Origin of the sequence: Pseudomonas sp. TJI-51 (assembly GCF_000190455.2) — a bacterium.
In the GTDB taxonomy this organism is placed as follows: Bacteria; Pseudomonadota; Gammaproteobacteria; order Pseudomonadales; family Pseudomonadaceae; genus Aquipseudomonas; species Aquipseudomonas juntendi.
Map to the genome: position 1 here is coordinate 28,748 of NZ_AEWE02000003.1, position 26,733 is coordinate 55,480.

General features: G+C 62.2%; 27 protein-coding genes. 18 read left to right on the forward strand and 9 right to left on the reverse strand.

Going from position 1 to position 26,733, the window contains the following annotated elements; translation table 11 throughout:
• Positions 1 to 36: 36 nt before the first annotated feature.
• The 3 genes from G1E_RS00610 to G1E_RS00620 form a co-directional block, all read right to left on the reverse strand.
• Positions 37 to 795: a collagen-like protein gene (locus G1E_RS00610; protein ID WP_009684603.1), complete on the reverse strand. Its 759-nt coding sequence runs from the start codon at positions 793 to 795 to the stop codon at positions 37 to 39.
• On the reverse strand, positions 788 to 1,063 hold the full coding sequence (locus tag G1E_RS00615) for a DUF1145 domain-containing protein (protein WP_009684602.1): 276 nt from the start codon (positions 1,061 to 1,063) through the stop codon (positions 788 to 790). Before G1E_RS00615 ends, G1E_RS00610 begins: the two co-directional genes overlap by 8 nt.
• A gap of 213 nt (positions 1,064 to 1,276) precedes the next feature.
• A complete protein-coding gene (locus G1E_RS00620) occupies positions 1,277 to 1,972 on the reverse strand; it encodes an OmpA family protein (RefSeq protein WP_009684601.1) in 696 nt (231 codons plus the stop codon).
• Between the two features lie 159 nt (positions 1,973 to 2,131).
• Here G1E_RS00620 and G1E_RS00625 point away from each other — a divergent pair, with 159 nt between their 5' ends.
• The 10 genes from G1E_RS00625 (at position 2,132) to G1E_RS00675 (ending at position 10,178) form a co-directional block, all read left to right on the forward strand.
• Positions 2,132 to 2,626: a DUF6231 family protein gene (locus tag G1E_RS00625; protein ID WP_009684600.1), complete on the forward strand. Its 495-nt coding sequence runs from the start codon at positions 2,132 to 2,134 to the stop codon at positions 2,624 to 2,626.
• A 227-nt stretch (positions 2,627 to 2,853) separates the two neighbouring features.
• A complete protein-coding gene (locus tag G1E_RS00630; protein ID WP_009684599.1) occupies positions 2,854 to 4,146 on the forward strand; it encodes a site-specific integrase in 1,293 nt (430 codons plus the stop codon).
• An 18-nt stretch (positions 4,147 to 4,164) separates the two neighbouring features.
• Positions 4,165 to 4,686, forward strand: coding sequence for a hypothetical protein (locus G1E_RS00635; RefSeq protein WP_009684598.1), 522 nt, complete (start codon positions 4,165 to 4,167; stop codon positions 4,684 to 4,686).
• A gap of 104 nt (positions 4,687 to 4,790) precedes the next feature.
• Entirely contained in the window at positions 4,791 to 5,426 is a 636-nt protein-coding gene (locus G1E_RS00640) for a hypothetical protein (RefSeq protein ID WP_009684597.1), read from the forward strand.
• Positions 5,427 to 6,215: 789 nt separating this feature from the next.
• Entirely contained in the window at positions 6,216 to 6,617 is a 402-nt protein-coding gene (locus G1E_RS00650) for a hypothetical protein (protein ID WP_009684595.1), read from the forward strand.
• 47 nt (positions 6,618 to 6,664) lie between these two features.
• Entirely contained in the window at positions 6,665 to 7,666 is a 1,002-nt protein-coding gene (locus G1E_RS00655) for a hypothetical protein (protein ID WP_009684594.1), read from the forward strand.
• 214 nt (positions 7,667 to 7,880) lie between these two features.
• Entirely contained in the window at positions 7,881 to 8,354 is a 474-nt protein-coding gene (locus tag G1E_RS00660) for a Rha family transcriptional regulator (protein ID WP_009684593.1), read from the forward strand.
• Positions 8,355 to 9,017: 663 nt separating this feature from the next.
• Positions 9,018 to 9,500 carry a YchJ family protein gene (locus G1E_RS00665; RefSeq protein ID WP_009684592.1) on the forward strand — a complete coding sequence of 161 codons (483 nt, stop codon included), beginning with the start codon at positions 9,018 to 9,020 and terminating at the stop codon, positions 9,498 to 9,500.
• Entirely contained in the window at positions 9,497 to 9,973 is a 477-nt protein-coding gene (locus tag G1E_RS00670; protein WP_009684591.1) for an LEA type 2 family protein, read from the forward strand. Before G1E_RS00665 ends, G1E_RS00670 begins: the two co-directional genes overlap by 4 nt.
• A gap of 7 nt (positions 9,974 to 9,980) precedes the next feature.
• Entirely contained in the window at positions 9,981 to 10,178 is a 198-nt protein-coding gene (locus tag G1E_RS00675; RefSeq protein WP_009684590.1) for an SEC-C metal-binding domain-containing protein, read from the forward strand.
• An 84-nt stretch (positions 10,179 to 10,262) separates the two neighbouring features.
• Here the strand turns inward: G1E_RS00675 and G1E_RS00680 are convergent, their stop codons facing one another.
• The 4 genes from G1E_RS00680 to G1E_RS00695 are packed head-to-tail and all read right to left on the reverse strand — an operon-like array spanning position 10,263 to position 13,859.
• Positions 10,263 to 11,165, reverse strand: coding sequence for a pyridoxal-phosphate dependent enzyme (locus G1E_RS00680; protein WP_029886591.1), 903 nt, complete (start codon positions 11,163 to 11,165; stop codon positions 10,263 to 10,265).
• Positions 11,162 to 12,373 (reverse strand): MFS transporter, encoded by a 1,212-nt coding sequence (locus G1E_RS00685; protein WP_009684587.1) that lies wholly within the window; start codon positions 12,371 to 12,373, stop codon positions 11,162 to 11,164. The genes G1E_RS00680 and G1E_RS00685 overlap by 4 nt, the downstream gene beginning before the upstream one ends.
• On the reverse strand, positions 12,370 to 13,158 hold the full coding sequence (locus G1E_RS00690) for an alanyl-tRNA editing protein (protein WP_029886592.1): 789 nt from the start codon (positions 13,156 to 13,158) through the stop codon (positions 12,370 to 12,372). The genes G1E_RS00685 and G1E_RS00690 overlap by 4 nt, the downstream gene beginning before the upstream one ends.
• On the reverse strand, positions 13,155 to 13,859 hold the full coding sequence (locus G1E_RS00695; RefSeq protein ID WP_009684584.1) for a serine O-acetyltransferase: 705 nt from the start codon (positions 13,857 to 13,859) through the stop codon (positions 13,155 to 13,157). The genes G1E_RS00690 and G1E_RS00695 overlap by 4 nt, the downstream gene beginning before the upstream one ends.
• Positions 13,860 to 14,039: 180 nt before the next feature.
• Here G1E_RS00695 and G1E_RS00700 point away from each other — a divergent pair, with 180 nt between their 5' ends.
• From G1E_RS00700 to pdeM, 7 genes are all read left to right on the forward strand, one after another.
• The gene (locus G1E_RS00700; RefSeq protein ID WP_009684583.1) at positions 14,040 to 15,380 is read left to right on the forward strand and encodes a PLP-dependent aminotransferase family protein; all 1,341 of its coding nucleotides are present in this window, start codon (positions 14,040 to 14,042) and stop codon (positions 15,378 to 15,380) included.
• Between the two features lie 103 nt (positions 15,381 to 15,483).
• On the forward strand, positions 15,484 to 17,961 hold the full coding sequence (locus G1E_RS00705) for a penicillin acylase family protein (RefSeq protein ID WP_047149547.1): 2,478 nt from the start codon (positions 15,484 to 15,486) through the stop codon (positions 17,959 to 17,961).
• A gap of 108 nt (positions 17,962 to 18,069) precedes the next feature.
• On the forward strand, positions 18,070 to 19,086 hold the full coding sequence (locus G1E_RS00710; protein ID WP_009684579.1) for a ligase-associated DNA damage response exonuclease: 1,017 nt from the start codon (positions 18,070 to 18,072) through the stop codon (positions 19,084 to 19,086).
• Positions 19,083 to 20,741, forward strand: a complete 1,659-nt coding sequence (locus G1E_RS00715; RefSeq protein ID WP_009684578.1) for an ATP-dependent DNA ligase — start codon at positions 19,083 to 19,085, stop codon at positions 20,739 to 20,741. Before G1E_RS00710 ends, G1E_RS00715 begins: the two co-directional genes overlap by 4 nt.
• A gap of 159 nt (positions 20,742 to 20,900) precedes the next feature.
• A complete protein-coding gene (locus G1E_RS00720) occupies positions 20,901 to 22,016 on the forward strand; it encodes a succinylglutamate desuccinylase/aspartoacylase family protein (RefSeq protein WP_009684577.1) in 1,116 nt (371 codons plus the stop codon).
• Between the two features lie 67 nt (positions 22,017 to 22,083).
• The gene (locus tag G1E_RS00725; RefSeq protein WP_047149548.1) at positions 22,084 to 24,531 is read left to right on the forward strand and encodes a ligase-associated DNA damage response DEXH box helicase; all 2,448 of its coding nucleotides are present in this window, start codon (positions 22,084 to 22,086) and stop codon (positions 24,529 to 24,531) included.
• Complete coding sequence (pdeM, locus tag G1E_RS00730) at positions 24,528 to 25,184, forward strand: ligase-associated DNA damage response endonuclease PdeM (protein WP_047149549.1); 657 nt, start codon at positions 24,528 to 24,530, stop codon at positions 25,182 to 25,184. The genes G1E_RS00725 and pdeM overlap by 4 nt, the downstream gene beginning before the upstream one ends.
• Before the next feature lie 7 nt (positions 25,185 to 25,191).
• On the opposite strand, the gene G1E_RS00735 is transcribed toward pdeM, so the two are convergent.
• Positions 25,192 to 25,419, reverse strand: a complete 228-nt coding sequence (locus G1E_RS00735) for a hypothetical protein (protein ID WP_009684572.1) — start codon at positions 25,417 to 25,419, stop codon at positions 25,192 to 25,194.
• Between the two features lie 92 nt (positions 25,420 to 25,511).
• Positions 25,512 to 26,078 (reverse strand): dCTP deaminase, encoded by a 567-nt coding sequence (gene dcd, locus G1E_RS00740; protein WP_009684571.1) that lies wholly within the window; start codon positions 26,076 to 26,078, stop codon positions 25,512 to 25,514.
• A gap of 327 nt (positions 26,079 to 26,405) precedes the next feature.
• On the opposite strand from dcd, the gene G1E_RS00745 reads away from it, so the two are divergent.
• The gene (locus tag G1E_RS00745) at positions 26,406 to 26,615 is read left to right on the forward strand and encodes a cold-shock protein (RefSeq protein WP_003254922.1); all 210 of its coding nucleotides are present in this window, start codon (positions 26,406 to 26,408) and stop codon (positions 26,613 to 26,615) included.
• Positions 26,616 to 26,733 lie beyond the last annotated feature (118 nt).

A 26,733-nucleotide genomic window follows, 5' to 3' on the forward strand; every position in this document is an offset into this window, starting at 1 on the left:
TGGCGACAACGCCGCACCCAGGCCCCTGCACACGGTTCAGAGGCGCTGCAGGATCAGCTCGCCCGCCGCCCCCGCCAAGCCCGGCTGGCCAGGCTGCCCCGGTCGGCCATTGGCACCGGCATCGGTGCGGTACACCAGGCAACCCTTGCTCGCCCCACCTTTGCCGGCCTTGCCAGGCTCACCGGGCTTGCCCGGCGCCCCGCCATCGAGGCGCACCACGATGTGCTCCTGGGCAAAGCCTTGCGGCAAGCTCAGGCGTATGCGCCCACCTGCTGCACCATCATGGCCGTTGCCGCCATCATCGCCATTGGCCCCGCGGCTGGCCTGGCCCCAGGTGCAGCCGCCGGCCTGGCCATTGCCGCCGTCGAGCCCAGCGTAGCCCGGTGCACCGGCGCCGCCCCGGGCGTCGATGACCAGCTGCTGGGCATCCAGCTCCGCCAATACCAGGTCCAGGCTACGCCCGGGGCGGGCTGCCCGCTGGTAGCTGCCCGCAGCGCCGGTGGCACTCAACTCGCTGCCCTCGCCCAGGCGCGCGCTACGCACGTCGATCAGCAACGGCTGCTCGCCAGGGGCCACGACAATCCGCGCATCACGCCCCAGCTCCAACTGGTCGACCTTCAATTGCGCCAGCGACGCAGGCAGCATCAGGGTGGCAGCATCGGCAACACGCAAATGCTCAAGGTGTACGCTGGCCGACTTGCTCGGCAGGCGCAGCATGGAATTGGCAGCAACCTCCAGGCTTTCGGCGTGGGCAAAGGGGGCAGCCAACAGGGCAAGCAGTATCAGATTACGCATTTCGCAGCGCCTCCTGCGCACGGGGAATGGACATGACGTGGAATATCCCCGTCAACAGAATTTGCAGGCGATCGAACCAACGGTGGCTGCGCCCGCGCAAGCTGCCATTGAAGAACAGAATTTCCAGCAGATGCAGGCTGAGCACAACGATGCCTAGGGCATTGATCAGCAGATTGAAAGGCAACGGCTGGGGCAGCAACTGGTTGAACAACACCACGCCCCAGAATGCGACTGTCAGGACCTTGCCCAGGCCCAGGATGAACTTCATAACCCCGCCCCCATTGATTGTTGTTATGGCGTGCCGGCCCGTTCGCGCCGGCCGTGCGCTCCACATTAACTGCAATGCCAAGGCAGGCGCCAGCACCCGTCAGCTGAGGTGCAGTTCCACCCGTCGGTTGCGCGCGCGCCTTTCCTCGGTTTCATTGTCGGCGGCGCTGAGAAAGCGCCCGTGCCACTGCGCAAGGCACGGGCGCACGCCGAACTAGCGCTGGATCTTGATCTCGGTACGGCGGTTCATGGCACGCCCTTCGGCCGTGGCATTGTCGGCCACCGGCTGGGTTTCACCGGCCCCCACCACCGACACGAAGCTGCTGCGCGGTACACCGCTCTGCACCAGGTAGTCGGTCACCGAGTGGGCACGGCGCTCGGACAGTTTCTGGTTGTAGCTGTCGGAGCCGACACTGTCGGTATGGCCGCTGACACTCAGGCGGGCAGAGGGCGCTTCCTGTTTCAGCCGCGTGGCAATCGTGTTGAGGCGCTCCTTGTCAGTGGCAGTCAGGCGTGCAGAGTCGAATTCGAAGTGCACATCACGAATGACGATGACTTCTTCCTTCTCCACCACCACCACTTCCTCGACCACCGCCGGCGCAGCTGGCGGGCAGCCGTTGGCATCGACCTGCACACCCCGTGGGGTGCCCGGGCACTTGTCGCGGCTGTCCGGCACGCCATCGCCATCTTCGTCGCCATCACCATGGGCCCAGCAATAACCTGCCGCCAGGCCGCCGCCCAGCAACGCGCCCCAGCCAGCCCAGCTGGAACTTTCGATAGCGCCCAGCGCGGCGCCACCGACACCCCCGACGGCGGCACATTTAGGCCAGTCGGTTTTTTGCAAACCTGCACAACCAGTCAACACACTGGTGAGCAGTACCAGGGGTAACGCTGTGCGTACTATGCTCATTTCATTGCTTCTCCTAGGGGGAATCGGCATAAGGCCGATCTCTGGGAGTAAAGACCGCGCATTCCAATGCTGCCAGCAATTAGCCACGACGCGGTCACATGCCTCTATGCCCGCACGCTGCAGCCGGCTAGTCTTGGACGACTTGAACGAGGATTGGCAATGACCGCAGGTTTTTCCCAACGTACCCCGCAGCAGGCCCTGGCGGCCCTGCTCGAACGCTTCACCCCGCAACGCCTGCTGTTGGTGGGCACCCGCTTCCCGGCGCTGGACGCCTTTGCCCAAGCGCACCCGCAGGTGACCATCGCTACCGCTGCGCCAGGGCCACTGCCTGCCGAACTGGCAGCCCAGCGTTTCGACCTGGCGTTGCTGGTGGACTGCCTGGAACACCTGCCCAAGCGAACCGGCCTGGAGTTGCTGGGCGGCATTCGCAACCTCAATGCCAGCCGGGTTGCCGTGCTGGCCGACCTGGCGGCGTGCAGCTGGCAGGACACCGACTTTTTCGCCCTGGCATTGTCAGCCAGCGAGAAATTCTGCCGCGATGAGCAGGTGTTGAGCCTGTTCACCTATGATCTGCATGATTACAAGCAGGTCCCGGACTGGCTCAACGCCAGGTTCTGGGCCAACCCGGAAATGTTTGGGAAGTACTGGTGGTAAACCCATGAATATCAAGGGCTTACCTCACCATGACCACCAGCATTGCTATGCCCGAGCAGGGCCAACTGTCACCAGCCTGTAACCAGCCTTGTCACCAACGACCATCTCAGGCCCTTTCGGTCTGGCACTACAGAAGGTCAGGAATCTACTACCTGAGGGTTCGCCCTCGGGGATGCTCAACCCGTAGTCTCGCCATCTCTCTCCGTTCCACCGATAGGCCAACCGCTATGCAGTTCTCCAAGGACATCCTCAAGACACTGGCTGTCTTCCACCTCGACCGCCCTGAGGCTTCGTGGGAGGACCTCAAGGAGCGCCTCAAGGAGATCGCTGAGGACGCCCTACAGGGCCATAGCGAGGACTCACGGGGCCTCTACATGGAAATCTATGACCAGATGAGCAACCACCTCGCTGAGGCTGCCTCGCTTGGTCGGTTCACTGGGAGCCAGCAGCGAGCCATTGGCACAGGCCAGCGGGTTCTCAGGGCTGCTCAGGAGCGTCTTGAGGGTCGTCCTCAGGAACTCACAGAGATCATTGGGGAGCTGTCTTGTAGCACGTCTGTAGCCCCTTCCGTATCCCTATCTGTAAATGCGTCCTCGACAGACCCGATTACCTTCGAGGGCCTCTCTGAGCTGTTCATTAAGGAACGCCAAGGCAACGTGGAAGGCTCAACCCTGAAAGCCATTCAATCGAACTGTAGGACTCTCTCGGGGTTTCTCGGGGACCTCGACATCAAGACCCACACAAGGGCTGACATGGTGGCGCTCAAAGAGCGTGTGATGGATGGTCGCAAGGTCCTGACAGTCAACAAGCTATTGACCCAGCTATCCACTGTCATGGATTGGGCCGTAAACAATGGCTTCCTTGAGCGCTCCTATGACAAGGGCCTGAAGATCGAGAAAGGGGCTGACAGTGAGCGTAGGCCCTTCTCTCGTGATGAGGTGGCAACCATCATGGACCATGCCAACGCCTTGCCTGCAACTGACTGGAAGCGCTGGGCGCTGTCTCTGGGTGTCCTCACAGGTGCCCGTATTGGTGAGCTGTACCAACTGACTCAGGACGACATAAAGCAATTGGACGGGATCACCGTCATCGACATCAACAAGGACGAGAAGGGAAAGACCCTGAAGAATGACTTCTCCATCCGGCAAGTCCCTCTGGTCGATGGGGCCTATGGGTTCTCCCTCAAGACCTTCCTTGAGTGGGTCGCATCGGAACCCGGCAAGCTGTTCAAAGCGAAGGCTCACTATTTCAACAAGCCGCTCAATGAGGCCCTACGTGAGCCGCTGGGATTGAAGGCAGGCAGTGACCAGTCGTTCCACTCGCTGAGGCATTCCCTGTCAGGTCTGCTGAAGGCCGCTGCAACCCCTGAGGTCATCGCTCAGAGCATCACCGGGCACAGCTCAGGGAACATCACTTACGACCTCTACGCGGGGTCTCAGAGGGTTCCTGTGAGGACACTCCATGAGGCTCTGACGAAAGCACTTATTGACTATTCTGACTTTAATCGAAAGGACCATTGAGCCGGAGGTGGGATAAACATGGACGCAGTGAAAAAAACAAATGAAGTCAAGTGGCTATTTATTGACCAAATGGTTGATCTGGTTGCAGCCGCAGATATAGGGCGAGAAACAATAAACAACTTTGTCAATCACCGCATAAGCCAAGACAAAGCGATGGGACGTCTTCGCGTCTGTAATCACTCTCTAATTTTATCACTTTTTAAATTTAGAGAAATCCGGATTGAGTATAGCCAGTTCTTAAACAGCTTAAACCCTGACGAGACAAAACCTATCTACGAATACGCTCAAGAGATTCGATCTCGAAAGATACCTGACTTCAGGGGCAAATACGCAGCTCATATATGGGACAGGCAAAAGCGCCCTTTGTCCATCATTGAAGGAGAGCAATTACTTAGAGAGATAATAGGGACCAACAACGAAAAGGCTTTAGAATTTTACAATTGGATTCACAGCAACGAGAAGCCCTGTGTGGTTAGCGCGATTGAAAAATTCGTCAGTTATCTAAAGACACTACCGGGTGGAGACCATCCGCGATTCTGAATAATCCTCTCAGGGTAGGAGCACCTCCCGGCGCGGTTGTTTGGTGTCGTTAAAAACCCTCACTATGGCTGCACGTTCGCAGCGGCCATTTGAGGACCACTACCATGACCCTGCTCACCCAACCCGGACCACTTCACCGCCACGTCGATCACGAAACAGGCACCATCCTTCATCTTGACCCGATCACAGGCGAGGTCCTCAGCCTCAAAGACATGGTTCGACCGGCAACCCTTGAGGCCCAGTATCAGGCATGGGCGGCTGAGCGCCGTGCCGATGAGTCCCTCTTTGAGGACCACCAGAAAGCCGCCAAGGGCCTGACCAGCGAGACCCAAGGGCAACCCCACGAGCCCCTAAGCGATGAGCCTAAGCGAGGCCGTGGACGCCCAAAGGCCACCTTCGCTAACCCTGTCGCAGCCTACATGCACCTCCTTGCGATTCCCGATCCGCTGCCATGGGTAGACGACATCGTTACTGGGTCGATCATCACCAGTGCAGGAGTCACCAACGGGAAGATCAACGTCAAGGCCCGAGCGGTCATCGGTGCGTTGTTCCTTTCGGAGATCACAGCGGACGCCTGCAAGACCAATGAGTATTCCTTGAGAACCGCCCAGCGAATCGCCAAGGCTGCCCGGCACGCTGCCCATGGGATCGCTTCGTATGTGGAGAGGCACCCAGACATCAAGGCTGAGATTGTGGCTGAGGTAGGCACAGAGGCTCTATTCCGGGGCTTAGCGACTTAACGCCGGATAATATAAAGAAAATCTCAACGACCATCTTCAGGTCAAAACATCGACCAGCTCATCGACGACCAGACCCAGAGGGAGAGGGGTTGTTAATTACAACTCCCCTCATCTCAAAGGGCATCTTTAAGACCATCTCAAAGGAGACCTTCCAACATGACCAGCATTGTCTGCCCAGCTAACTCACGCCTCACCGAACAAGATATGTCAGTCTTGTCTACTGTATTCCCTCGACCAGCTCGAACCCAGCTCATCGAGTTGCGTCGTGCCCTTAGTGACCATCGCTCCAACTTCAGGACCTACAAGGCTGGACAGGTCACCTTCGATATGGACGGTGTGGCCCAACGGGTCCTCGCTAAGTGTCCCCAAAAGACTCTCGACCGCTTGAACCAACTACTTGAACAAGGGCTGTGTCTTCAAGCCATCGCCTCGACTCACTTGAGGATTCCATTGAGTGGCTTTGAAGGAATCTCACTCACAACTTAAAGATGTCCGTCAAGGCTGTCGTTAAAAACCCTCACTATGGGTAAGACAGGAAGACCAACAACAAAATAATTTCTCTCTGCCATTGCTGCACAGCCGTTGCCACGGTTGACCCTTCGCAATACCGATGCCCTTCAGGCCCGCCATGTCCTGATCGACCAGCATCACCAATTCCCAAACCTCAAATCAAGAACTCATCCGTCAGCCTTGGAAGGTGCCCACGCGGCTCACTCCTTGCCGTCTTGTCGTGCGCGTCTATGGCACCAAGGCTGAGCGAATGGGTCACCTCACAGGAGAACCCATCCCATGCAAATCACTATCACCAAAGTCCTGAAGAACGAAGTCACCGTGTCGGGCCAGACCCTGAGCCGTGAGTACGTCGAGAACATCATGCTGCCCATGCTGGTCGCCCAATGCGGGACCGTTAAGGGCCAGCAATTCGAGATCGTTAAGGTGTTCGATGAGGCTGGTCTGTCGCTCCAAGCGATTCCCGATGTCGTTCGAGAGTACCGCCAAGACCAATGCCAGAAGGCCCAAGAACGTGCTCGCTTGCAGGCTGAGGCCAATGCCCATGCTGAGCGGTGCCGTGAATGGTCGCCCCGTGAGATCGCCCAAGCGAAGGCTGATCGGGAGGCCCGAGCCGCTGCCATTCGTGAGCATGGTGCTCGCATCCGTGCCGCTTCCCGTAGCAACAGCGGTGGCTGGTAACAGTACCTCGACACACAACCACTTCATTCATAATTCAGGAGACCATCATGACCAAGCCATTCCAGTACACCAAACCTTCGACCTACACCACCGCCATTGTCGATGGAAACACCGGGTCGATCCGATTCAATACTGCCGATGTCCGACCAGAGACCCAAGCGGCCACCGATGTGTCCGTCTATGTGGAGGCCCTCGTGGAGGCCGCTGAGGACTATTTGAACGGCGATGAGTGGCGAGAGGCTGCCATGGAGGCAACTCCTTGCGAGTTCCGTCCGGCTGGCTCTGAGGCCACTGGGCAACAAATCATCACCATGGCTGACCGCACCGTCACCTTCGACCCTCGCAAGAACTGGGATAATCAGACCGTTGAGAAAGGCGAAGTCCTGGCCGGTTCTGTGATCTTCACCGAGGCCACTGACACAGCATTGGTCATCAGCCACCGCGCTACCATCCTCGACCACAACATTCAGGCAGGCTTTACCGTCCAGTCCATGGAGCAAACCGCCGACAAGATGCTTCGTGACATCGAGCACAGCGCAGCCGGTAAGGTCGCTGCCATCTTGGCGACCGCTCCAAGCACCGAGAGCGTATCCGAGGCCAAGCCCACGGGTAAGCCTGTCGAGATCGCTGAGGACCTTATCGACATCCTGACCCTGAACATCAACCAGACCGTGGGCAACTCTCTCGCTGACTTCGTGGTCCTGCTGCCTGTGTCGCTGGTGGCTGTCCTTGAGCGTGCTGCTCAACGTGCTGGTCTGGGCTCCATTGAGGAACTCATTGGCGCAGGCGTTCAGGCGTACACCGGCAACGACCATGGCATCTTCATGTTGCCCAAGCTGTTCACCTCACTGAGCTACCGTGAGCGTCAAGACGGCAACGTTTGGCGCATCGAAGCGACCCGCAACCCGAGCGCCCAAGGCTGGGACCTTGAGATCATGGCTGTGGTGGACATCATCGCCAATGGCATGGTCAAGGTAGCTCTGACCGAGGATCGTCTTCAGACCGTTCAAGTGCCGTTCCCGCTGGTCACTCGCATTGCCCTGAGCTGATCTAAGGGAAACCCTGATAGCCCCGTAAGGCCGGACCTAAAGAGGGACCGGCAGGGCACAGCTTCACCTATCCGCACCATCGCCCGTCGCTGGGCATCTATCTAACCGAAAGTCTTTCTGTTTGTTCCTTCATGCCACCGGCAGAACCCTTGGTCGGGTCTTTCGGCTGCCGGTGGGAGCGAACTTGAGGGAGCAAACAAGAGGAAAACAGACTATGACCATGACCACCAATACAGCAACCATCTTCGAGAACATCTCCAAGGCCGGAGCGGTATCCTCAACGACTCTCAACGGCTTACCCGGTATGTCGTCCTTGGAGATCGCTGAGATCACCGGTAAGCGCCATGACCATGTACTCAGAGACATCCGAAAGATGCTCAACGAGCTGGAAAGGGAGACCCCAAATCTGGGGGCACCTCAATGGGTCGAGGCCAGCTACCAGTCCAGTCAAAGCAAGTTATTACCGCTGACCATTTTCGACAAAGAGCTGACCTTTACGCTGCTCTCCCGGTATTCCTTCAAGCTGTCCAACATGATCGTCAAGCGCTGGCTTGAACTGGAAGGCTCAGGGTTTGAACGTGTGTCGATACAGGCTGCTGTGGTTCACCTGCTCGAACGAGAGAAGGACAACTATCGAATCGCAATGAGGGACATCAAGGCCGCTGCAAGGCGTCTCAAGGCCCGCTGAGGTCGTTGATTGATACTTCCTCAAACGAAGCGTGACGGGCTATGCTCAATAGCTAAGTTGCCCACAAAAAGGTCCCGCGATGAGTGTCACACTGTGCTACACCTACAAGGGCAAACGGGTAGTCACTAAGGTGCCTGTCGAGTCTCTGACACCACATGCGGCGCTATGCTATGCCTTGCTTCAATCAGGCGCTTCTAATGACCAATCTCAAGGGAGTTGGCCGCATACCTATGAGCGCCTCCTTGAGGTAGCCCTGCAACAAGAACTCACAGACGTTCGCTTTCACAAGTCACTCTAACCCTTCAAGGAGAACCCCATGGACCACCTACAGGCCCTCTATTGGGTCTGTCTGGCCGTTCAACTGGGGTTCTGGTTGTGGTCGCATAGACCCTCTTGAGAATCTGACAGAAAAATCTGAAAGGTCACCATTACAAGACTTCCCGCGCTGGCTCCCCCGTAGGCCCTCGCATGGGTGCCCGTGGGCGCGTTAAGGACCCCAGTTAATTCGCCCTTGCGGTCTCGCTGTCTGTCACCAACACTGTCACCAGCTTTGTCACCAAATTCCTTGAGGTCCTCTATGAAGCCCGCTACGCTTGGCCTGCCGCCATACCCCACTCAGTTCTGGGCCAACCCGGAAAACTTTGGCAAGTACTGGTGGTGATGATGAGTGTCTCGGTCTGCCCTTGTGGCAGTGGCAACCTGCTTGATGCCTGCTGTGGGCATTACCATGCCGGTACCCCCGCACCCGACGCCCAGACGCTGATGCGCTCACGCTACAGTGCCTACGTGCTGGGCCTGGTCGACTACCTGGTCGCCACCACCCTGCCAGCCCAACAGGCCCAGCTGGACCGCGCCGGCATGGCCGCCTGGAGCGCCCAGAGCACCTGGCTGGGGCTGGAAGTGGAAAGCGCCCAAGTGCTGGGCGGCCAGCCCGAGCATGCCTTTGTCACGTTCACCGCACGCTGGCACGACCCGGACGGCGACCACCAGCACCGCGAGTGCTCGGCATTCGTCCAGCACGCCGGGCGCTGGTACTTCATAGACCCCACGGTCGCGTTGAAGGCCGGGCGCAATGACCCTTGCCCATGCGCCAGCGGGCAGAAGTTCAAGAAATGCTGCGCCAGTTACATGGGGAACCGAGCATGATCGAACGCGCCCGTCTGCTGCTGCTCGGTTCGCTGCTGGCATTGCTGACGGGCTGCGCCAGTTGGAGCGCAGACGACTGGCGCCCGCCTGAAGTGCACCTGGTCGAGGTCGAAACGGTCAAGGCCAGGTTGCTGCAGCAGGAATTCGTACTGCACCTGGAGGTCATCAACCCCAACGACAGCCGTCTGTTCATTCGCAGCCTGGCCTATGCCGTGCGGCTCAATGACCTGCTGCTGGTGCAGGATGAAACCAGCCTGTGGCGCAGCGTAGGCGGCCACGACCGGCGAACCTTCAAGATCACCGCACGCACCAACCTCTGGCGGCAACTCAAGCCACTGGCCAAGCTGCTGAAAAGTGGGCAGCCGCTGCATTACACCCTGCAGGGCGACCTGGCCACTGGCCTGCTGATTCACCGGGACCTGCACTTATCGCGCAGTGGTGAGATAATCCCCGGCGATCACATCCCGGAGTAACCCTGCAATGTCCCAACAACCCCACGTTCATGGCCCTGACTGCAACCACGACCATGACCATCACCACGACCACGGCCATGTCCACGGCCCACACTGCAACCACGGCCATCAGGAGCCGGTACGCAACGCCCTGAAGGACGTTGGCCGTAACGACCCGTGCCCGTGCGGCAGCGAGAAAAAATTCAAGAAGTGCCACGGCGCCTGATCTAGCGCGTCTGTGGGGGTATGGCCCGCCGCGCCTGCTTCGCGCACCATGCCCCCGGTCCAGCACTGCCCGCCGTGCCTGGCGCTACGCGGCCTTGCGCCGGTTCGCCCCCAGCAAGTCCTGGTACCACAGGCCGGCGTCATAGGCGATTGTCACCAAGGTGGTCCCCGCATAGCGCGGCTGCTGGGCCATGCGCTGGGCAACCGCTAGGCAGGCGGCGGCAGTGTTACCGACGAAGACCCCGCTTTGCATATAGAACCAACGTTGCGCTGCCAACATTTCGGCATGCTGCACCTGCGCCCGTTCGTCCACCAGCGACCAGTCCAGAAATGGCGGGCTGACGCCTACCGCCATGCCTTCGAAGCGGTGATCGGTGAATACGCCAGCCTTGGAGTCACAGCCGTTGGGGTCGACCAGCACTGTCGACACCTCGAAACCGTGATCCTTCAGCCCCAGGGTAATGCCTGTGAAACTGGCGCCCGTGCCCGCGCAGCCAACGAACAGGATGTCCTTGCCGGCGCCCGCGTTGGTCAGTTGCAGCGCCAGTTCACTGGCTGTCTGGTAGCGGTGCGCTTCGATACCCACCGGGTTGTTGAACTGGTCGGTATAGAAGTATGACTTGCCCAGCGCGGCCTGGTTTTCCAGGTGGTGCATCACCACGTCCTTGGGCGTGGCACCGGCCATCAGCATTTCCTTGCCAATCAGCCGGGCGCCGAAGCATTCCAGCAAGTCCCGTTTGGTCTGGCTGAAACTCAGCCCAACCGCCAGCTCGACGGCCACCTGATACGCGTGGCATGCCGCCAGCAAGCCGAAGCCAAAACTGCCGCCGGTTTTTTCGATGACCGTGGTCACCCCTGGGATGATGTCGCCGTTGCGCACGGCGTGCTCAACGATGCGCCGGGCGGCGCGGTACTTGTGGCTGCCACCGGGGTTGTTCATTTCCAGCTTGGTGTAGATGCGCTCGCTGACGTTGATGAGTTCGCTCATTTTCGGCTCCCTTCCATGGAAGTCTGCAGGCAGGCCTTGTTCTGCAACAGGCCAACGGTGGCGATCAGCAGGCCGATGCACAGGGCCATGCAGATGGCGTTGGTGCCGTCCCAGCCCACTGTGCTCAACAGCAGCGCGGGGCTGAACGCACCGATGGTGGCGCAGATGGCAATGCCCAGATCGTTCTTGCCCTGCATCTGCATCGCTGCCGGGCTGTTTTGCAGCGACTGCGCCAACAAGGCTCCGCCACCGACGTAGGTCAGGTTCCAGCCCAGCCCCAGGGCGATCAGCGCCACGGTCATCATGCTGTAGCTGTGCGACCAGATATTCAGCGCCGAGCAGCCGATCAACAGGGCCAGGCCCGCGCAGATGGTAGTCCGGATGCCCAGGCGCTGGATGATCGCCCCGGTGAAGAATGACGGGGCGAACATGGCGATCACGTGCCACTGGATGGCCAGGCGCACGTCGGTAAAGTCTTCGTGCATATGCTTCATGTGCATCGAGGCCTGGATCATCAGCAGGTTCATGATGCCGTAGCCCAGCGCCGCGACCGCCATTGCCACCAACACGCTGGGGCTCAAAGGCTCGCTGCGGCTGCTGGCCGACGTGGCAGCGCTGCCGGTTGCAGCGGCCAGGCCGGTGTCGTTGGGCAGGCACACTGCAATCAACAAAGACAACAGCGCCAGGCCGATGAACGCGGCATAACACAGCGAGAACAGTGGGTAGCCACCCACGTCGCGCAGCCACTCGGTGAGCGTCGGGCCCACCACGGCGGCAATCACGCCCCCGGCCACGACCAGCGACAGGGCTTTTGGCTTGAGGGCCTGGGAAAGGTTGTCGGTGGCGGCAAAACGGTTGAAGTTGGCGAAGGCGATGTAAACACCCAGCGCCGAGTGGCTGAGTACCAGCGTGGCAAAATGCTGGTGCTCCACCGCCAGAAAGCCGCTGACACCAGACACCGCCAGCGGAATGGCCCCCAGCATGAAGGCCTTCTTGCGGCCGATACGGCTCATCAACCTGGAAACCGGGTAGGTTGCCAGCATCAGGCACAGGAACTGGAACCCATACGGCACCGTCGACCATGCGGCGTCGGGGGCCAGTGCGGCGCCAACGATGGCCGCCATGGTCACCGACATCACGGCGGTGGTCAGGTTGATCGACTGGGCGGTGAAGTACAGGTAGGTGCGCCGCGGCAGGGTAGTGTTCATAAGGCATGCTCGTGGTAGGCGCCAAGGTCGATTTCGGCATCCGGGAACACGCAGATCAGGCGTTCCTTGCCTTTGCCCAGCCGTTTGCGCTTCACGCTCAGGCGCCCTATGCGCCTTGGCGAATCGAGGTGGGTGCCACCACACGGAATCTCGATGCCGTTGTAGGTCCACAAGCGTGCGTCTTCCAGCCCCTCGACGGCGTAATGCTCGATGGGCGCGTCGCCACCGATCAGTTCGTTGGCGCGCCGTTCTATCTCGATCACCTCCTCAGCGGTGAAGGCGTCCTCGACCAGAAAGTCGAACCGAGCCGTGTCCTCCTTGATGTGGCAGCCGATGGTCCACTGCTTCAGTTCCTCACGCAGGCCGATGGCAGCGGCATACAGGAAGTGGCTGGCACTGTGAGAGAGTGTTAGCCGCTCGCGCCGTTGAATATCGATGCTCACACGGGCAGGCATATCGACAGTCACTTCATCGAGCAAGTGCAAGTCGTCCGGGTGCACGGTGTGAATGATGATGCCGCCCAGTTTCCCGCCTTTGAAACCTTCCAGGCGAATAGGGCTGCCATAGAGTTTCTTGACCCAGACAAAACGCACCTTGCCGATCGGAAGTTCAATGATTCCATAATCAGCTTCCTGGCCACCGCCTTCTGGATAAGCCACGGTACTTTGCAACTCGATACCGTCGCTGTGCACACGCGTTACTTGCGTATTGGCAGCGGCCAGGTATTGATCCTTGTAATACAGTTTTTCGGTATTGCGCAGAACTTCGTAATTCAGAGCATTCATGACTCGAGTACCACCTGCAATGATGTTTTGACCTGCACCCGGGCGGCGGCAGGGATGTCTTTGGTAACGATGCAGCCCGGCCCGATGAAGGCGCCGTCACCAATGTGGATAGCCCCTAGCACGCTGGCGAACGCGCCGACCTGAACCCGGTCGCCCAGCGTCGGGTGGCGGGGGCTGGAAGGGTTGCCGCTGATGCCGCGGGCCCCCAGGGTGACGCCGCCGAGCACGTAGCAGTCGTCACCGATGGTCGCGGTTTCACCAATGACGGTGCCCATGCCGTGGTCGATGATGAAGCGCGCGCCAATACGGCTGCGGAAGTGGATCTCTGCGCCCGACAGCATCTTGCCGCGGCGCGAGATCATGGCGGCCAGGCACTGCCCACCGGCGCCATATACCGATGCGCCATGGCGGTACACCCAGTGTGCAAGCCGATAATGCAAAACCGCCGAATAGGAAGTATAAGTTCGGGCAATGAATACCAGGTCGCGGCCGGCGGCAGGGTCTTTGCTGGCGAATGCCAACAAGTCGTCATGGGCCTGTTCCGCCACCCGTTCAATAACATCGGTTTGTTTCAGCGCTTCGAATTCTTCAATTGAACAGCACTCCAGTAACGCCGAGGTCACAAGGTTTTTTACAACGTTGAATGACTCCAGTTCTTCAGGCACAGGAAGCCTGGCAATGACGGCTGATTGCATGTCCATAGGGTGCACGGCTCTATATCCAGTTGTCTGGTGTTTACAGACGTTAAACGGGCTGCCAGGGCTGGCAGCCGAAAGTTCCGACGAGGGAATAGTGGCAGGTAATGGCCATGTGCAAACGAACAGTCGACAAGCATTTCCGTTAACTGTTAGGCTTTTTTTTCTAACGGTTGGGAACCTGCCATGAGCACCTGCAGCCTTCATCAATTGCTCAAGCAACGCCTGGATGCAGGGGAATGGTTGCCTGGGCAGCGCATGCCCTCCATTCGCAAGCTCACGGCGGCGGTCGATTTCAGTTACCACAATGTGGTCTCGACCTATGCCCAGCTGGTCAGCGAAGGGGTACTGACCGCCTCGCCAGGGCGCGGCTACTTCGTCGCCAACCGCAGCCGGCAGGCGAACGTGATCCACGAACCCGAGTGCATGGCCGGCGACCCGCTGTTCCGGCTGCTGCAGGGCGGCCAGCACTACACCAAACTTGGCAGCGGCTGGCTGCCCCCGGCGTGGCGCGACACCGAGCTGCTGGCCAAGGCGATTCGGCGCACGGCGCGGCTGGAGCAAAGCTCCCTGGCCGAGTACGGCGATATCCAGGGCTACCTGCCCATGCGCAAACAGCTGTGCGTGCACATGAAACGCCTGACCCGGGTTGAAGTGCGCCCCAACCAGTTGCTGACCACGCTTGGCGCCACCCAGGGCCTGGACCTGGTCGCCCGGTTGCTGATCAAGCCGGGTGACCATGTGTTCGTCGACGAGCCGGGCAACGGCAACCTGATCAAGCTGATACAACTGGCCGGCGGCCAGGTGGTCGGCATCCGCCGAACCCAGGACGGGCCAGACGTAGAAGAAATGCGCAGCTACCTGGCCAGGCACAAGGTCAAGGCGTTTTTCTGCAACAGCACTTTCCACAACCCCACTGGCAGCAACATCAGCCCGCACAACGCCTTCAGCGTGCTGCGCCTGGCCGTGGAACACGAGTTCTACGTGGTGGAGGATGACGTGTATGGCGACTTCAGCCCGGCCGTGCGCCAGACGTTTGCCGAACTGGACAACCTGGACCGGGTCATCTACATCGGCAGCTTTTCCAAATGCCTGTCGGCGTCGTTACGGGTAGGTTTCATCGCCTGCTCGCAAGACCTGATCGAGCCGCTGACCCGCCTCAAGCTGCTGACCTGCGTGGCGGTGCCGGCGTTTTGCGAGCGTTTCGTCAACACCATCCTGTCGGACGGCACCTACGCCCGGCACATGAAAGATGTGCAGCAGCGGCTGATCCGCCAGCAAGTACAGACACAGCGTTTGCTGCTCGAGCGCGGCTGGCAGTTCGAGATCGCGCCGCAGGGTGGCATGTTCCTCTGGGTCTACCACCCGCAACTGCCTGACCTGCAGCCGTTGATGCGCAAGCTGGAACAACACAAGATCCTGCTGATGCCCGGCTCGGCGTTCGCTGTCAGCCGTGATTACCGGCGTTACGCCCGCATCAATTGCACGCATTTTTCCGATGCCCTGGCAGGGCACTTCGAGGTTTGACCCGCCACCGGCAAATAAACCGACCTGGGACCTTGCATGGCGCCTGCGCGCTCACTACCTTAGCGCCTTTGCAAACTCGCCTCGCCCTGCAGGAGCCCTTGCCATGGCCGCCGCCGCCTTTCCTCATTTCCGCCCGCGGTTCACCACCGCTGCCACGCTGCTCGGCCTGCTTGGGCTGGCCGGCTGCCAGACCGGCGGCCACCCGGGCAGCGGGCCCCCCCCCCCCNNCGGCGGCTACCAGGGCAGCGTGCCACCCGCCAGCGGCGTGCAGCCGCTCAAGGGCCTGGCACAGAACGTCTCGGTGCGGCGCAATGCCATGGGCGCACCGCTGATCGAAAGCAGCAGTTTCCATGACGCCCTTTTCAGCCTGGGCTATGTGCATGCCGGCGACCGCATCGAACAGATGGTCGCCATGCGCTTGCTGGCCCAAGGCCGCCTGGCGGAACTGGCCGGCAGCGACGCGCTCGACATCGACCGCCTGATGCGCGCCGCCAACCTCAAGCAAAGCGCCGCCCAGCAATACGCCGACGCATCGCCACGGCTCAAGCGCTTTTTCGAGGTGTACGCACGCGGGGTCAATGCCTACCTGTTCCGCTACCGCGATAAGCTGCCAGCGGATTTGGCCAACAGTGGCTATCGCCCCGAATATTGGAAGCCTGAAGATTCGGCGCTGCTTTTCTGCCTGTATGCGTTCAGCCAGTCGGTGAACCTGCAGGAAGAACTCAGCGCCCTGACCCTGGCGCAGAAAGTCGGCAGCGACAAACTGGCCTGGCTGCTGCCCGGTGCACCGGACGAGCCCTTGGCCACAAGCGAAGTCGACAAGCTCAAGGGCCTCAACCTGGCCAGCCAGTTGCCAGGGCTGCCGGCGCTGGCGGCCGCCAGCCAGAAGCTGGCCGACCTCGACCTGCTCGGTAGCCCAGGCTCGGCCAACCTGGCCCTGGGCCCGCAACGCAGCCGCAGCGGCAAAAGCCTGCTGGCCAGTGACAGCCGCGCCGCCTGGGCCCTCAGCCCGGTGCAAATCCACACCAGCAAGTACCAGGTTGCCGGCCTGTCGCTGCCGGGCCTGCCGATCGTGTTGGCCGGCTACAACGGCAAACTGGCCTGGAGCAGCAGCGCAGTCATGGCCGACAACCAGGACCTGTTCCTGGAACAACTGCGCCGCCAGGGCAGCCAGCTGAGCTACCTGGCAGATGGCAAGTGGTTGCCGGCCCGCGCGCGCAGCGAAACCTTCTTCGTGCGCGGCCAGCGGCCACAGCGCGAAGTGATGTATGACACCCGCCACGGCACCCTGCTGGCCCAGCCCGACAACGCCAGCCTGGGCCTGGCCCTGAACTTGCCGCAGTTCAAGGGCGACCGGAGCCTGGATGCGCTCTTCGACCTGACCCGCGCCGGCAACCTCGAGCGCGCCTTCGACAGCACCCGCGAGGTCACTACGGCCGCCCTCAACTTCGTGTTCGCCGAGCCCGAGCACATCGGTTGGCAGGTCAGCGGGCGCTACCCCAACCGCCGCGAAGGCCAGGGCCTGCTGCCCTCCCCTGGTTGGGACGGGCGCTATGACTGGGACGGCTACGCCGACCCGATGCTGCACCCGTACGACCAGGACCCCACTGCTGGCTGGATCGGCCATGCCAACCAGCGCAGCCAGCCACGCGGCTATGGCATGCAGTTGTCCAGCACCTGGTACTACCCTGAGCGTGCCGAGCGCCTGGCCCAGCTGGCTGGCAATGGCCGCCATGACAGCCGCAGCCTGATGGCCCTGCAGAACGACCAGGTCACGCTACTGGCCAATCAGCTCAAGCAGATGTTCGACGCCCCCGGCATGGCCCAGCCGCTGAAGCAGGCAATCGACGCCCTGCCAGGCGCACAACGCGACAAGGCCCGCGAGGCATTGGCGCGGCTCAAGGCATTCGACGGTCGCCTGAGCCCGGTATCGGCAGACGCCGCGCTGTATGAACTGTTCCTGCAGGAAGTCGCCAGGCAGACTTTCCTCGATGACCTCGGCCCTGCGTCCAGCCCTGCCTGGCAGGCCTTCGTAAGCAACGCGCGGTTGTCGTTCTCGGCACAGGCCGATCACCTGCTGGGGCGCGACGACAGCCCGTTCTGGGACGACCGCAACACCCCGCAGAAAGAAGACAAGCCAGCCATTCTGGCCCGCAGCCTGGCGGCAGCCGTGGATGCCGGCACTGCGCAGCTGGGCGCCGACCGCCGCGCCTGGCAATGGGGCAAGCTGCACCAGTACCACTGGCCGGCGCCGGCCTACCATGGCTTGGGCGATGCGCTCAGCCGTGCGCCGCAAGCCGCAGGTGGCGACTTCACTACCCTCGCGCTCACCCCGTACGCCTGGGGCAGTGACTTCACCACCCGCCTGCCCGCCTCCGCGCGCATGATCGTCGACTTCGGCCAGGCCGAACCGCTGCAGGTGCTGACCAGCAGTGGCCAGTCCGGCAACCCGGCCAGCGCCCATTACAGCGATGGGCTGGATGCCTGGTTCAAAGGGCGCTTCATGAGCTTGCCGCTGCAACAGCAGAACTTCGCGCGAGCGTATGGCAACCAGCGCTTGACGCTGGTGCCGGGCAAGTAGCGTACCCGGGCATGGAAGCCTGTGACCCTTTCCCTCGAAGAAATGGTTCGAACTCCCAAGCTGGTTCCGAGCTCCTAACAAGTACTCTCGGTAACCAGCGCCTACGCCATGGACCTCGTCATCGCTCGCCCCGAAGGCCTGTACTGCCCACCCGGTGATTTCTACATCGACCCGTGGCGGCCCGTGGACCGCGCCGTGATCACCCATGGCCACGGCGACCATGCCCGCACCGGTAACGGCCACTACCTGACCGCCAGCCCGGGCGCCGGCATCCTGCGCAGCCGCCTGGGCCAGCACATCGATTTGCAGACCCTGCCCTACGGTGAGCGCCTGCAGCACCACGGCGTGACCCTGAGCCTGCACCCGGCCGGGCATGTGCTGGGTTCGGCGCAGGTGCGCCTGGAGTACCAGGGCGAGGTCTGGGTAGCCTCCGGCGACTACAAGGTCGAGCCTGATGGCACCTGTACCCCCTTCGAGCCGGTGCCCTGCCACACCTTCATCACCGAGTCGACCTTCGGCTTGCCGATCTATCGCTGGCCAAGCCAAAGCGAGATCTTCGCCGGCATCAATGCCTGGTGGCGGGCCAATTGCGAACTGGGCAAGGCCAGCGTGCTGTTCTGCTACGCCTTCGGCAAGGCCCAGCGGATTCTGCACGGCCTGGACGCGAGCATCGGCCCGATCCTGGTGCATGGCGCCGTCGAACCGCTCAACCGGGTGTACCGTGAAGCCGGTGTGCATCTGCCCGATACCCGCTATGCCGGCGATATCGCGCGCAACGACCCCATGCTGCGCCGGGCGTTGGTCCTGGCGCCTCCGTCAGCCGGCGGCAGCAGCTGGATGCGCCGCTTCGGTGACTACAGCGACGCGTTCGCCAGCGGCTGGATGCTGCTGCGCGGCACCCGCAGGCGCCGGGGTGTGGATCGGGGCTTTGTGCTTTCCGACCATGCCGACTGGCCAGGCCTGCTCTGGGCCATCAGCCAGACCGGTGCCGAACGGGTGATGGTGACCCATGGCTCGGTCAATGTATTGGTGCGTTACCTCAACGAACAAGGCCTGGATGCCCGTGCCTTCGTGACCGAGTATGGCGACGAAGACGATGCAGCCACGCCCGAGCCTGCGCCATGAAAGCGTTCGCTGCGTTGTACCTGCGCCTGGACGCGACCACTTCCAGCAATGCCAAGCTCGAAGCGCTGCGTGATTACTTCGCCACCGCGCCCGCCGAAGATGCTGCCTGGGCGGTGTATTTCCTGGCCGGTGGGCGCCCTCGGCAGTTGGTGCCGACGCGCCTGCTGCGCGAACTGGCAACGGCCATGGCCGGCCTGCCGGACTGGCTGTTCGAGGAAAGCTACCAGGCAGTCGGTGACCTGGCCGAAACCATTTCATTGCTGCTGCCGCAGCATGCAGAAGGCAATGACGAAGGCTTGGCAGCCTGGGTTGAAAACCATCTGCTGCCTTTGCGGGGCCTGCCGCCCGAGCAGGTCCGCGAACGCTTGCCAGCGCTGTGGGCGCAACTGGAACGCCCCAGCCTGATGCTGTGCCTGAAGCTGATCACCGGCAGCTTCCGCGTGGGCGTGTCCAAGCTGCTGGTCACCCGTGCGCTGGCGCAACTGGCCGGGCTGGACGCCAAACGCGTGGCCCAGCGGCTGGTTGGGTATACCGACATCAGTCACCGCCCCAGCGCCGCCAGCTACCACAAGCTGATCGCCGAGGAGTCCGCCGATGAACACAGTCAGCGCGGCGGCCAGCCCTACCCCTTCTTCCTGGCCCACCCACTGCAGGTGCCCAGCGAGCAGTTCGACGCCTTGCTCGGCCCGCCGAGTGACTGGCAGATCGAATGGAAGTGGGACGGCATCCGTGCCCAGGTGGTCAAGCGCGAGGGCCAGCTTTGGGTGTGGTCACGCGGCGAAGAGCTGGTCACCGAGCGTTTCCCCGAACTGCATGGCCTGGCGCAGACACTGCCTGATGGGGTGGTGCTGGATGGCGAGATCCTGGTGTGGAAGCCGGGCGAGTCATCGACGGAACTGGCCGTGCAGCCATTCGCGCTGCTGCAGCAGCGCCTTGGCCGCAAAACCTTGGGCAAGAAGCTGCTGGCCGACGCGCCTGTCGTGCTGCAAGCCTACGACTTGCTGGAGTGGCAAGGCGAAGACTGGCGTAGCCGACCGCAGCACGAGCGCCGCACCCAGCTGCAACGCCTGGTGGAAGAACACCCGCTTGCCCCGGTACTGCTGTCGCCGCTGCTCGAAGGCCCGGACTGGGCCGACCTTGCCCGCCAGCGCGAGCAATCCCGCAGCCTTGGCGTCGAGGGCCTGATGCTCAAGCAGCGTGAGGCCCTGTACGGCGTGGGCCGTACCAAGGACATGGGCACCTGGTGGAAGTGGAAGGTCGACCCCTTCAGCGTCGACGCCGTGCTCATTTATGCCCAACGTGGCCATGGCCGCCGGGCCAGCCTGTACAGCGACTACACCTTCGCCGTGTGGGACGCGCCGGCCGGCACGCCTGGGCGGGCACTGGTGCCGTTTGCCAAGGCGTACTCAGGGCTCAGCGACGCGGAGATGCGCAAGGTCGACAGCATCATCCGCAAAACCACCGTGGAAACCTTCGGCCCGGTGCGCAGCGTGACCCCCACCCTGGTGTTCGAGCTAGGCTTCGAGGGCATCGCCCTGTCCCGCCGGCACAAGAGCGGTATCGCCGTGCGCTTCCCGCGCATGCTGCGCTGGCGCCTGGACAAACCGGTGGAAGAGGCCGACGACCTGGCGACGCTGCAGGCCTTGCTGGCCTAGGTTGCTGGCTGGGTGGCCGAGGTGTGGGCGGGCTCGCTCGCGCAGCCCACCCTCACCGAGTTTCGGCAAACCCTATGCAGGCACAACGCCGAAAACTGTGCTTCTATCTGTGTGCCGACCCGTGTCGCAGACCGTTTTCGCCACGCAGCCAGGACCACCATGCACCATTCAACACACGACCTGCTCTCACCCGTTCCGGGCATCACCCGCCAACTGCACAGCTTCCACTTCGGCCCCCGCGGTGGTGGCAAAGTCTATATCCAGGCATCGCTGCACGCCGACGAGCTACCCGGCATGCTGGTCGCCTGGCACCTCAAGCGCCGCCTGGCAGAACTGGAACAACAAGGCCGTCTGCAGCGCGAAATCATCCTGGTGCCGGTGGCCAACCCGGTTGGCCTGGAGCAGGTGCTGCTGGACGCGCCACTGGGGCGCTTCGAGCTACAGAGTGGCGAGAATTTCAACCGTAATTTCGTCGACCTGTCGGACACCATCGGCGACCAGATCGAAGAGCACCTCAGCCAGGACCCTGCCCACAACGTTGCGCTGATCCGCGAGTACCTGCGCCGCGGGCTGGACGCGCACCCGGCGCGTACGCCGCTGCAGGCCCAGCGCCTGATCCTGCAACGGCTGGCCTGCGATGCCGACCTGATACTGGACCTGCACTGCGACTTCGAAGCGGTGGAGCACCTGTACACCACACCCGACGCCTGGCCGCAGATCGAGCCGCTGGCCCGCTACCTGGGTGCACAGGCCAGCCTGCTGGCCACCGATTCGGGCGGGCAGTCGTTCGACGAGTGCTTCAGCCTGGTCTGGTGGCAGTTGCAGCAGCGCTTCGGCAAACGCTTCCCTATCCCGTTGGGCTGTTGCTCGGTCACAGTCGAGTTGCGCGGGCAGGCCGACGTCAGCCACGCACTGGCCAGCAAGGATTGCGGGGCGATTCTCGACTTCCTCACCCATGCCGGCATTATCGAGGGTGCCAAGCCGGCACTCCCCGCCCTGCTGCGCCCGGCTACACCGCTGGCCGCCGTAGAACCGGTGGCGACACCCCTGGGTGGGTTGCTGGTGCACCACGCCAAACCAGGCCAGCAACTGGCGGCAGGCCAACTGATCGCCGAAGTCATCGACCCCCTCAGCGACCGGGTCACTGCCGTGCGCAATAGCCAGGCCGGTCTGTTGTACGCCCGCAGCGTACGGCGCATGGCTACCGCGGGCATGGTCATCGCCCATGTGGCCGGCGAGCAGGTGTGCCGGAGCGGTTACCTGTTGGGCAATTGATCCGGTAAAACCATTGCCGCCGGCGGGTGGTCTGTAGAAGCACAACCTTCGAAGGACCCTGCGCCCCATGCCCACCACCGACCTCGCCAACGCCTGGTTCAGCAAACGTGGCTGGAAACCGTTCGCGTTCCAGCGCCGGGTCTGGGCGGCGGTAGAGCGCGGCGAGTCTGGCCTGCTGCACGCCAGCACCGGTGCCGGCAAAACCTACGCGGTGTGGCTGGCGGCACTGCGCGCATTCAAGGCCCAGGCGCAGGGGCGCCAGGCAGCACCCTTGCAGGTGATATGGATCACGCCCATGCGTGCCCTGGCCGCCGACACTGCGCGCGCCCTGCAAGCGCCCCTCGATGAGCTGGGTTTGCCGTGGAGTGTCGGCGTACGCAGCGGCGACACCAGCAGTGCCGAGCGGGCCCGGCAAGCGCGGCGCCTGCCCAGCGTGCTGGTCACCACCCCGGAAAGCCTGACCCTGCTACTGACGCGTGCCCAGGCCGAAGCCGATTTCGCCACGCTGCGCTTGATAGTGGTCGACGAATGGCACGAGTTGCTGGGTAACAAACGCGGCGTACAACTGCAGCTGGCCTTGGCCCGCCTGCGCCGCTGGCACCCAGGCCTGCCGACCTGGGGTTTGTCTGCCACCTTGGGCAACCTGCAGCATGCACGGGACGTGCTGCTGCCCGAGGGCGGCCTGCTGGTGCAAGGCCGGCAAGACAAAGCACTGCAGGTCGATACCCTGCTGCCCGGGGCCATAGAACGGTTTCCCTGGGCCGGGCACATGGGCCTGAAAATGCTCGACCAGGTTAGCCGCGAGGTCGACGCCAGCGCCAGTTGCCTGGTGTTCACCAATACCCGCGCCCAAGCCGAGCTCTGGTACCAGGCCCTGCTCGAAAGCCGCCCCGACTGGGCCGGCCTGATCGCCTTGCACCATGCCTCACTGGCCCGGGAAACCCGCGACTGGGTCGAACGCAGCCTCAAGCAGGGCAGCCTGAAGGCGGTGATCTGCACCTCCAGCCTGGACCTGGGGGTAGACTTTCTGCCCGTGGAGCGGGTGCTGCAAATCGGCTCGGCCAAGGGCATCGCACGCCTGATGCAACGGGCCGGCCGCTCGGGCCATGCACCCGGGCGGCGCTCCCGGATAACCCTCGTACCTACCCACAGCCTGGAGCTGGTCGAGGCAGCAGCCGCTCGCCAGGCACTGGAAGCCGGGCACATCGAGGCGCGTTTCTCCCCCCGGCTGTGCATGGACGTACTGGTGCAGCACCTGGTCAGCATGGCCTTGGGCAGTGGCTTTCGCGCCGACCAGTTGCTGGCCGAAGTGCGCAGCACCTGGGCGTTCGCCGGCTTGCGCGACAGCCAGTGGCAGTGGGCCCTGGACTTTGTCTGCCACGGCGGCAGTTCACTGACGGCCTACCCCGACTACCAGCGCGTCGAGCGCCATCCCGACGGCGTTTATCGAGTGGCCAGCGAGCGCCTGGCGCGGCGCCATCGCATGGGCATCGGCACCATCGTCAGCGATGCCAGCCTGCAGCTCAAATACTGGAGCAAGGGCGGCGGCGGCAAGACGCTGGGCAGTGTCGAAGAGGCCTTCATCGCCCGCCTGAGGCCCGGCGATACGCTGGTATTTGCCGGGCGGGTACTGGAACTGGTGCGGGTGGAAAACATGACCGCTTACGTACGCCGCAGCACCGCACGCAAGGCTGCCATAGCACGCTGGAACGGCGGGCGCATGCCCTTGTCGAGCGAGCTGGCCGATGCGCTGGTCGAACAGCTCGACGCTGCCGCCCACGAACGTTTTACCGGCCCGGAAATGCGCGCCGTGCGCCCGCTGCTGGCACTGCAAGCCCAATGGTCGGCTCTACCCACCACGGCTACGCTGCTGGCGGAGACCTTCAAGTCGCGCCAGGGCTGGCATCTGTTCCTGTACCCCTTCGCCGGGCGCATGGCCAACCTGGGCTTGGCTAACCTGATTGCCTGGCGGGTGAGCCGCCAGCAACCCCTGTCGGTATCGATTGCCGTAAATGACTATGGCTTCGAGCTGCTCAGCCTTGGCCATGTGGACTGGGCGACGCACTTACCGCAGGCGCTGGGCACCGAGCAACTGCTGGAGGATGTGCTGGCCAGCCTCAACGCGGGTGAAATGGCGCTACGCCGCTTCAGGGAAATTGCCCAGATTGCCGGGCTGGTGTTTGGCGGCTATCCGGCGGCGCAGAAAAGCATGCGGCAGATTCAGGCTTCCAGTGGCCTGTTCTACGAGGTGTTTCGCAAACATGATGCAGGCAACCTGCTGCTCGGCCAGGCCCGCGACGAGGTGCTGAGCGAGGAACTGGAAATTGACCGCCTGCACCGCCAACTGTTGAAGATGGCCGGCCTGCAACTGGACCTGCGAGCATTGAAGCGGCCGGGGCCGCTGGCGTTCGCCTTGCTGGTGGAGGGCATGCGCGAGACGTTGAGCACCGAGAAGCTGGCGGACCGTATTGCGCGAATGGTGGCAGAACTGGAACAGGCGGCGAACAAGGAATGACTCAACAGCATCAGGCCATTGAACATTGCGGCCAGGAGTTATGGCTGCTCCCGGACAAGGCCATCTACTGGCCAGCGCAGCGTGCATTGCTGGTTGCCGACGTGCATATCGGCAAAGCCGCCAGTTATCGCGCATTGCACCAACCGGTGCCGCGCGGCACCACCGAGGCGACCCTGGCGCGGCTGGATGACCTGCTCGCCCACTACGCTTGCGAACAGCTGATCGTACTCGGCGACTTCCTGCACGCGCGCAGCGCGCGCGCACCTGCCACGCTGGCTCGTCTGCAGGCATGGCGCGACCGCCATCCCGGCCTGCACATCGTGCTGATACGCGGCAACCACGATCACAACGCCGGCGATCCCCCCGAAACGCTGGGCATCACAGTGCTGGATGAACCCTGGCTGCTGGGCCCCTTCGCCCTGCAGCACGAACCGCATGCTCACCCGGAACGGCCAGTGCTGGCCGGCCACGTGCACCCGGTCTTCATCCTGCGTGGCAGGGCCAGGCAACGCCTGCGCCTGCCGTGCTTTCTGATCGACGAACAAGTGAGCCTGCTGCCCGCATTCGGTGAGTTCACCGGCGGCTGGGAAATAGCGCCGCTGCCCACCAGCCAGGTCTACCTGGCTGGCGCCGGCCGGGTCTGGCCGCTTTAGCAGCGCATCACGCTACAGGCGCTGGGGGAGGCTCGTCAGGCAAGGTCGGCTCGCCCGGTTCCATGGGTGGGGATTCACCTGGCTGCGCAGGCTGCGGCGTATCGGGGTCAGGCTGATGGGGCACGCCCCCGGCCTGCATGGGCAACGGATGCGCCAGCAAAGCCCAGGGCAACAACCCGATGTGGTTGGGCTGCAGACCTGCCAGCTTGGCACTGATTGCGGGATGGAGTTTCATTGGCTGCTCCTGACGAAACCGATGCACATCATGAACACCGGCGTACTTCGTTGGAGTGGCAAAAGCGCAGGTAATTCCCCGCGCTCGTCGGCTCAGGTCCGCGGCAGGGTCACGCCGCGCTGGCCCTGGTACTTGCCGCCGCGGTCCTTGTACGACACATCGCACGCTTCGTCAGACTGCAGGAACAGCATCTGCGCCACGCCTTCGTTGGCATAGATCTTTGCCGGCAGCGTGGTGGTATTGGAGAATTCCAGGGTAACGTGGCCTTCCCACTCAGGTTCCAGCGGGGTGACATTGACGATGATGCCGCAACGGGCGTAGGTGCTCTTGCCCAGGCAGATGGTCAGCACGTCGCGCGGAATGCGGAAGTACTCGACCGTGCGCGCCAGGGCGAACGAGTTCGGCGGAATGATGCACACGTCGCTCTTGATGTCGACGAAGCTGCCAGCGTCGAAGTTTTTCGGATCGACGGTCGCCGAGTTGATGTTGGTGAACACCTTGAATTCGTCGGCGCAGCGCACGTCGTAGCCGTAGCTGGAAACACCGAAAGAGATGACCCGGCTGTCCTGCTCGCCGCGCACCTGGCGCTCGACGAACGGCTCGATCATGCCGTGTTCCTGCGCCATGCGGCGAATCCACTTGTCCGATTTGATGCTCATGGCGGGGTGTCCTGAAGAGTTGCGTGGTGGAAAACGTGGTGCGCATCTTACCGGTCCCGGCGCCCAGGTTAAAGTTCCATCCCTCACCCCGCGTCGGGCGCGGCTTGCAGCCGCCGTCGATCCGAATTTGCCTAAACCGCATTCAGACCATTGGCAGGTTGCGGAAAGTGGGGTAAGGTGGCGCCACTGTGCTGCACGTGACACCGAGAATCTCTAGTTTGATGCACGATCCTGATCGGCCCATCGCTGAATTTTCTGCTCTCTTTGCGCTCAGTCCCGGTCAGGGTGTTTCCTGACCGTTATCAAATTGTCCAAGGAGACAGAAAAATGTCCAACCGTCAATCCGGTGTTGTTAAGTGGTTCAACGATGAGAAAGGCTACGGCTTCATCACCCCTCAGTCGGGCGACGACCTGTTCGTGCACTTCAAAGCCATCCAAGCTGACGGCTTCAAAACCCTGAAAGAAGGCCAGGCTGTTACTTTCGTCGCTACCCGCGGCCAGAAAGGCATGCAGGCTGAAGAAGTTCAGATCGCCTAAGCCGATCTAGCTTCCTAGCTTTCAAAAAACCCGCCTTCTGGCGGGTTTTTTATGCTTGGTCGAAATTCGGCGCTGGCTTCTTCGCGGGCACGCCCGCTCCCACAGGGATCGCGCAGCT

Excerpts from the sequence above, each read along its gene's own strand:
- G1E_RS00650 (WP_009684595.1), top strand. The coding sequence starts at position 6,216 with ATGCAAATCACTATCACCAAAGTCCTGAAGAACGAAGTCACCGTGTCG.
- G1E_RS00615 (WP_009684602.1), bottom strand. The coding sequence starts at position 1,063 with ATGAAGTTCATCCTGGGCCTGGGCAAGGTCCTGACAGTCGCATTCTGG.
- G1E_RS00665 (WP_009684592.1), top strand. The coding sequence starts at position 9,018 with ATGAGTGTCTCGGTCTGCCCTTGTGGCAGTGGCAACCTGCTTGATGCC.
- G1E_RS00630 (WP_009684599.1), top strand. The coding sequence starts at position 2,854 with ATGCAGTTCTCCAAGGACATCCTCAAGACACTGGCTGTCTTCCACCTC.
- G1E_RS00710 (WP_009684579.1), top strand. The coding sequence starts at position 18,070 with ATGGACCTCGTCATCGCTCGCCCCGAAGGCCTGTACTGCCCACCCGGT.
- G1E_RS00620 (WP_009684601.1), bottom strand. The coding sequence starts at position 1,972 with ATGAGCATAGTACGCACAGCGTTACCCCTGGTACTGCTCACCAGTGTG.
- G1E_RS00700 (WP_009684583.1), top strand. The coding sequence starts at position 14,040 with ATGAGCACCTGCAGCCTTCATCAATTGCTCAAGCAACGCCTGGATGCA.
- G1E_RS00670 (WP_009684591.1), top strand. The coding sequence starts at position 9,497 with ATGATCGAACGCGCCCGTCTGCTGCTGCTCGGTTCGCTGCTGGCATTG.
- G1E_RS00655 (WP_009684594.1), top strand. The coding sequence starts at position 6,665 with ATGACCAAGCCATTCCAGTACACCAAACCTTCGACCTACACCACCGCC.
- G1E_RS00745 (WP_003254922.1), top strand. The coding sequence starts at position 26,406 with ATGTCCAACCGTCAATCCGGTGTTGTTAAGTGGTTCAACGATGAGAAA.
- G1E_RS00725 (WP_047149548.1), top strand. The coding sequence starts at position 22,084 with ATGCCCACCACCGACCTCGCCAACGCCTGGTTCAGCAAACGTGGCTGG.
- G1E_RS00680 (WP_029886591.1), bottom strand. The coding sequence starts at position 11,165 with ATGAGCGAACTCATCAACGTCAGCGAGCGCATCTACACCAAGCTGGAA.
- pdeM (WP_047149549.1), top strand. The coding sequence starts at position 24,528 with ATGACTCAACAGCATCAGGCCATTGAACATTGCGGCCAGGAGTTATGG.
- G1E_RS00610 (WP_009684603.1), bottom strand. The coding sequence starts at position 795 with ATGCGTAATCTGATACTGCTTGCCCTGTTGGCTGCCCCCTTTGCCCAC.
- G1E_RS00640 (WP_009684597.1), top strand. The coding sequence starts at position 4,791 with ATGACCCTGCTCACCCAACCCGGACCACTTCACCGCCACGTCGATCAC.
- G1E_RS00675 (WP_009684590.1), top strand. The coding sequence starts at position 9,981 with ATGTCCCAACAACCCCACGTTCATGGCCCTGACTGCAACCACGACCAT.
- G1E_RS00720 (WP_009684577.1), top strand. The coding sequence starts at position 20,901 with ATGCACCATTCAACACACGACCTGCTCTCACCCGTTCCGGGCATCACC.
- G1E_RS00660 (WP_009684593.1), top strand. The coding sequence starts at position 7,881 with ATGACCATGACCACCAATACAGCAACCATCTTCGAGAACATCTCCAAG.
- G1E_RS00735 (WP_009684572.1), bottom strand. The coding sequence starts at position 25,419 with ATGAAACTCCATCCCGCAATCAGTGCCAAGCTGGCAGGTCTGCAGCCC.
- G1E_RS00635 (WP_009684598.1), top strand. The coding sequence starts at position 4,165 with ATGGACGCAGTGAAAAAAACAAATGAAGTCAAGTGGCTATTTATTGAC.
- G1E_RS00715 (WP_009684578.1), top strand. The coding sequence starts at position 19,083 with ATGAAAGCGTTCGCTGCGTTGTACCTGCGCCTGGACGCGACCACTTCC.
- G1E_RS00625 (WP_009684600.1), top strand. The coding sequence starts at position 2,132 with ATGACCGCAGGTTTTTCCCAACGTACCCCGCAGCAGGCCCTGGCGGCC.
- G1E_RS00685 (WP_009684587.1), bottom strand. The coding sequence starts at position 12,373 with ATGAACACTACCCTGCCGCGGCGCACCTACCTGTACTTCACCGCCCAG.
- G1E_RS00690 (WP_029886592.1), bottom strand. The coding sequence starts at position 13,158 with ATGAATGCTCTGAATTACGAAGTTCTGCGCAATACCGAAAAACTGTAT.
- G1E_RS00695 (WP_009684584.1), bottom strand. The coding sequence starts at position 13,859 with ATGGACATGCAATCAGCCGTCATTGCCAGGCTTCCTGTGCCTGAAGAA.
- dcd (WP_009684571.1), bottom strand. The coding sequence starts at position 26,078 with ATGAGCATCAAATCGGACAAGTGGATTCGCCGCATGGCGCAGGAACAC.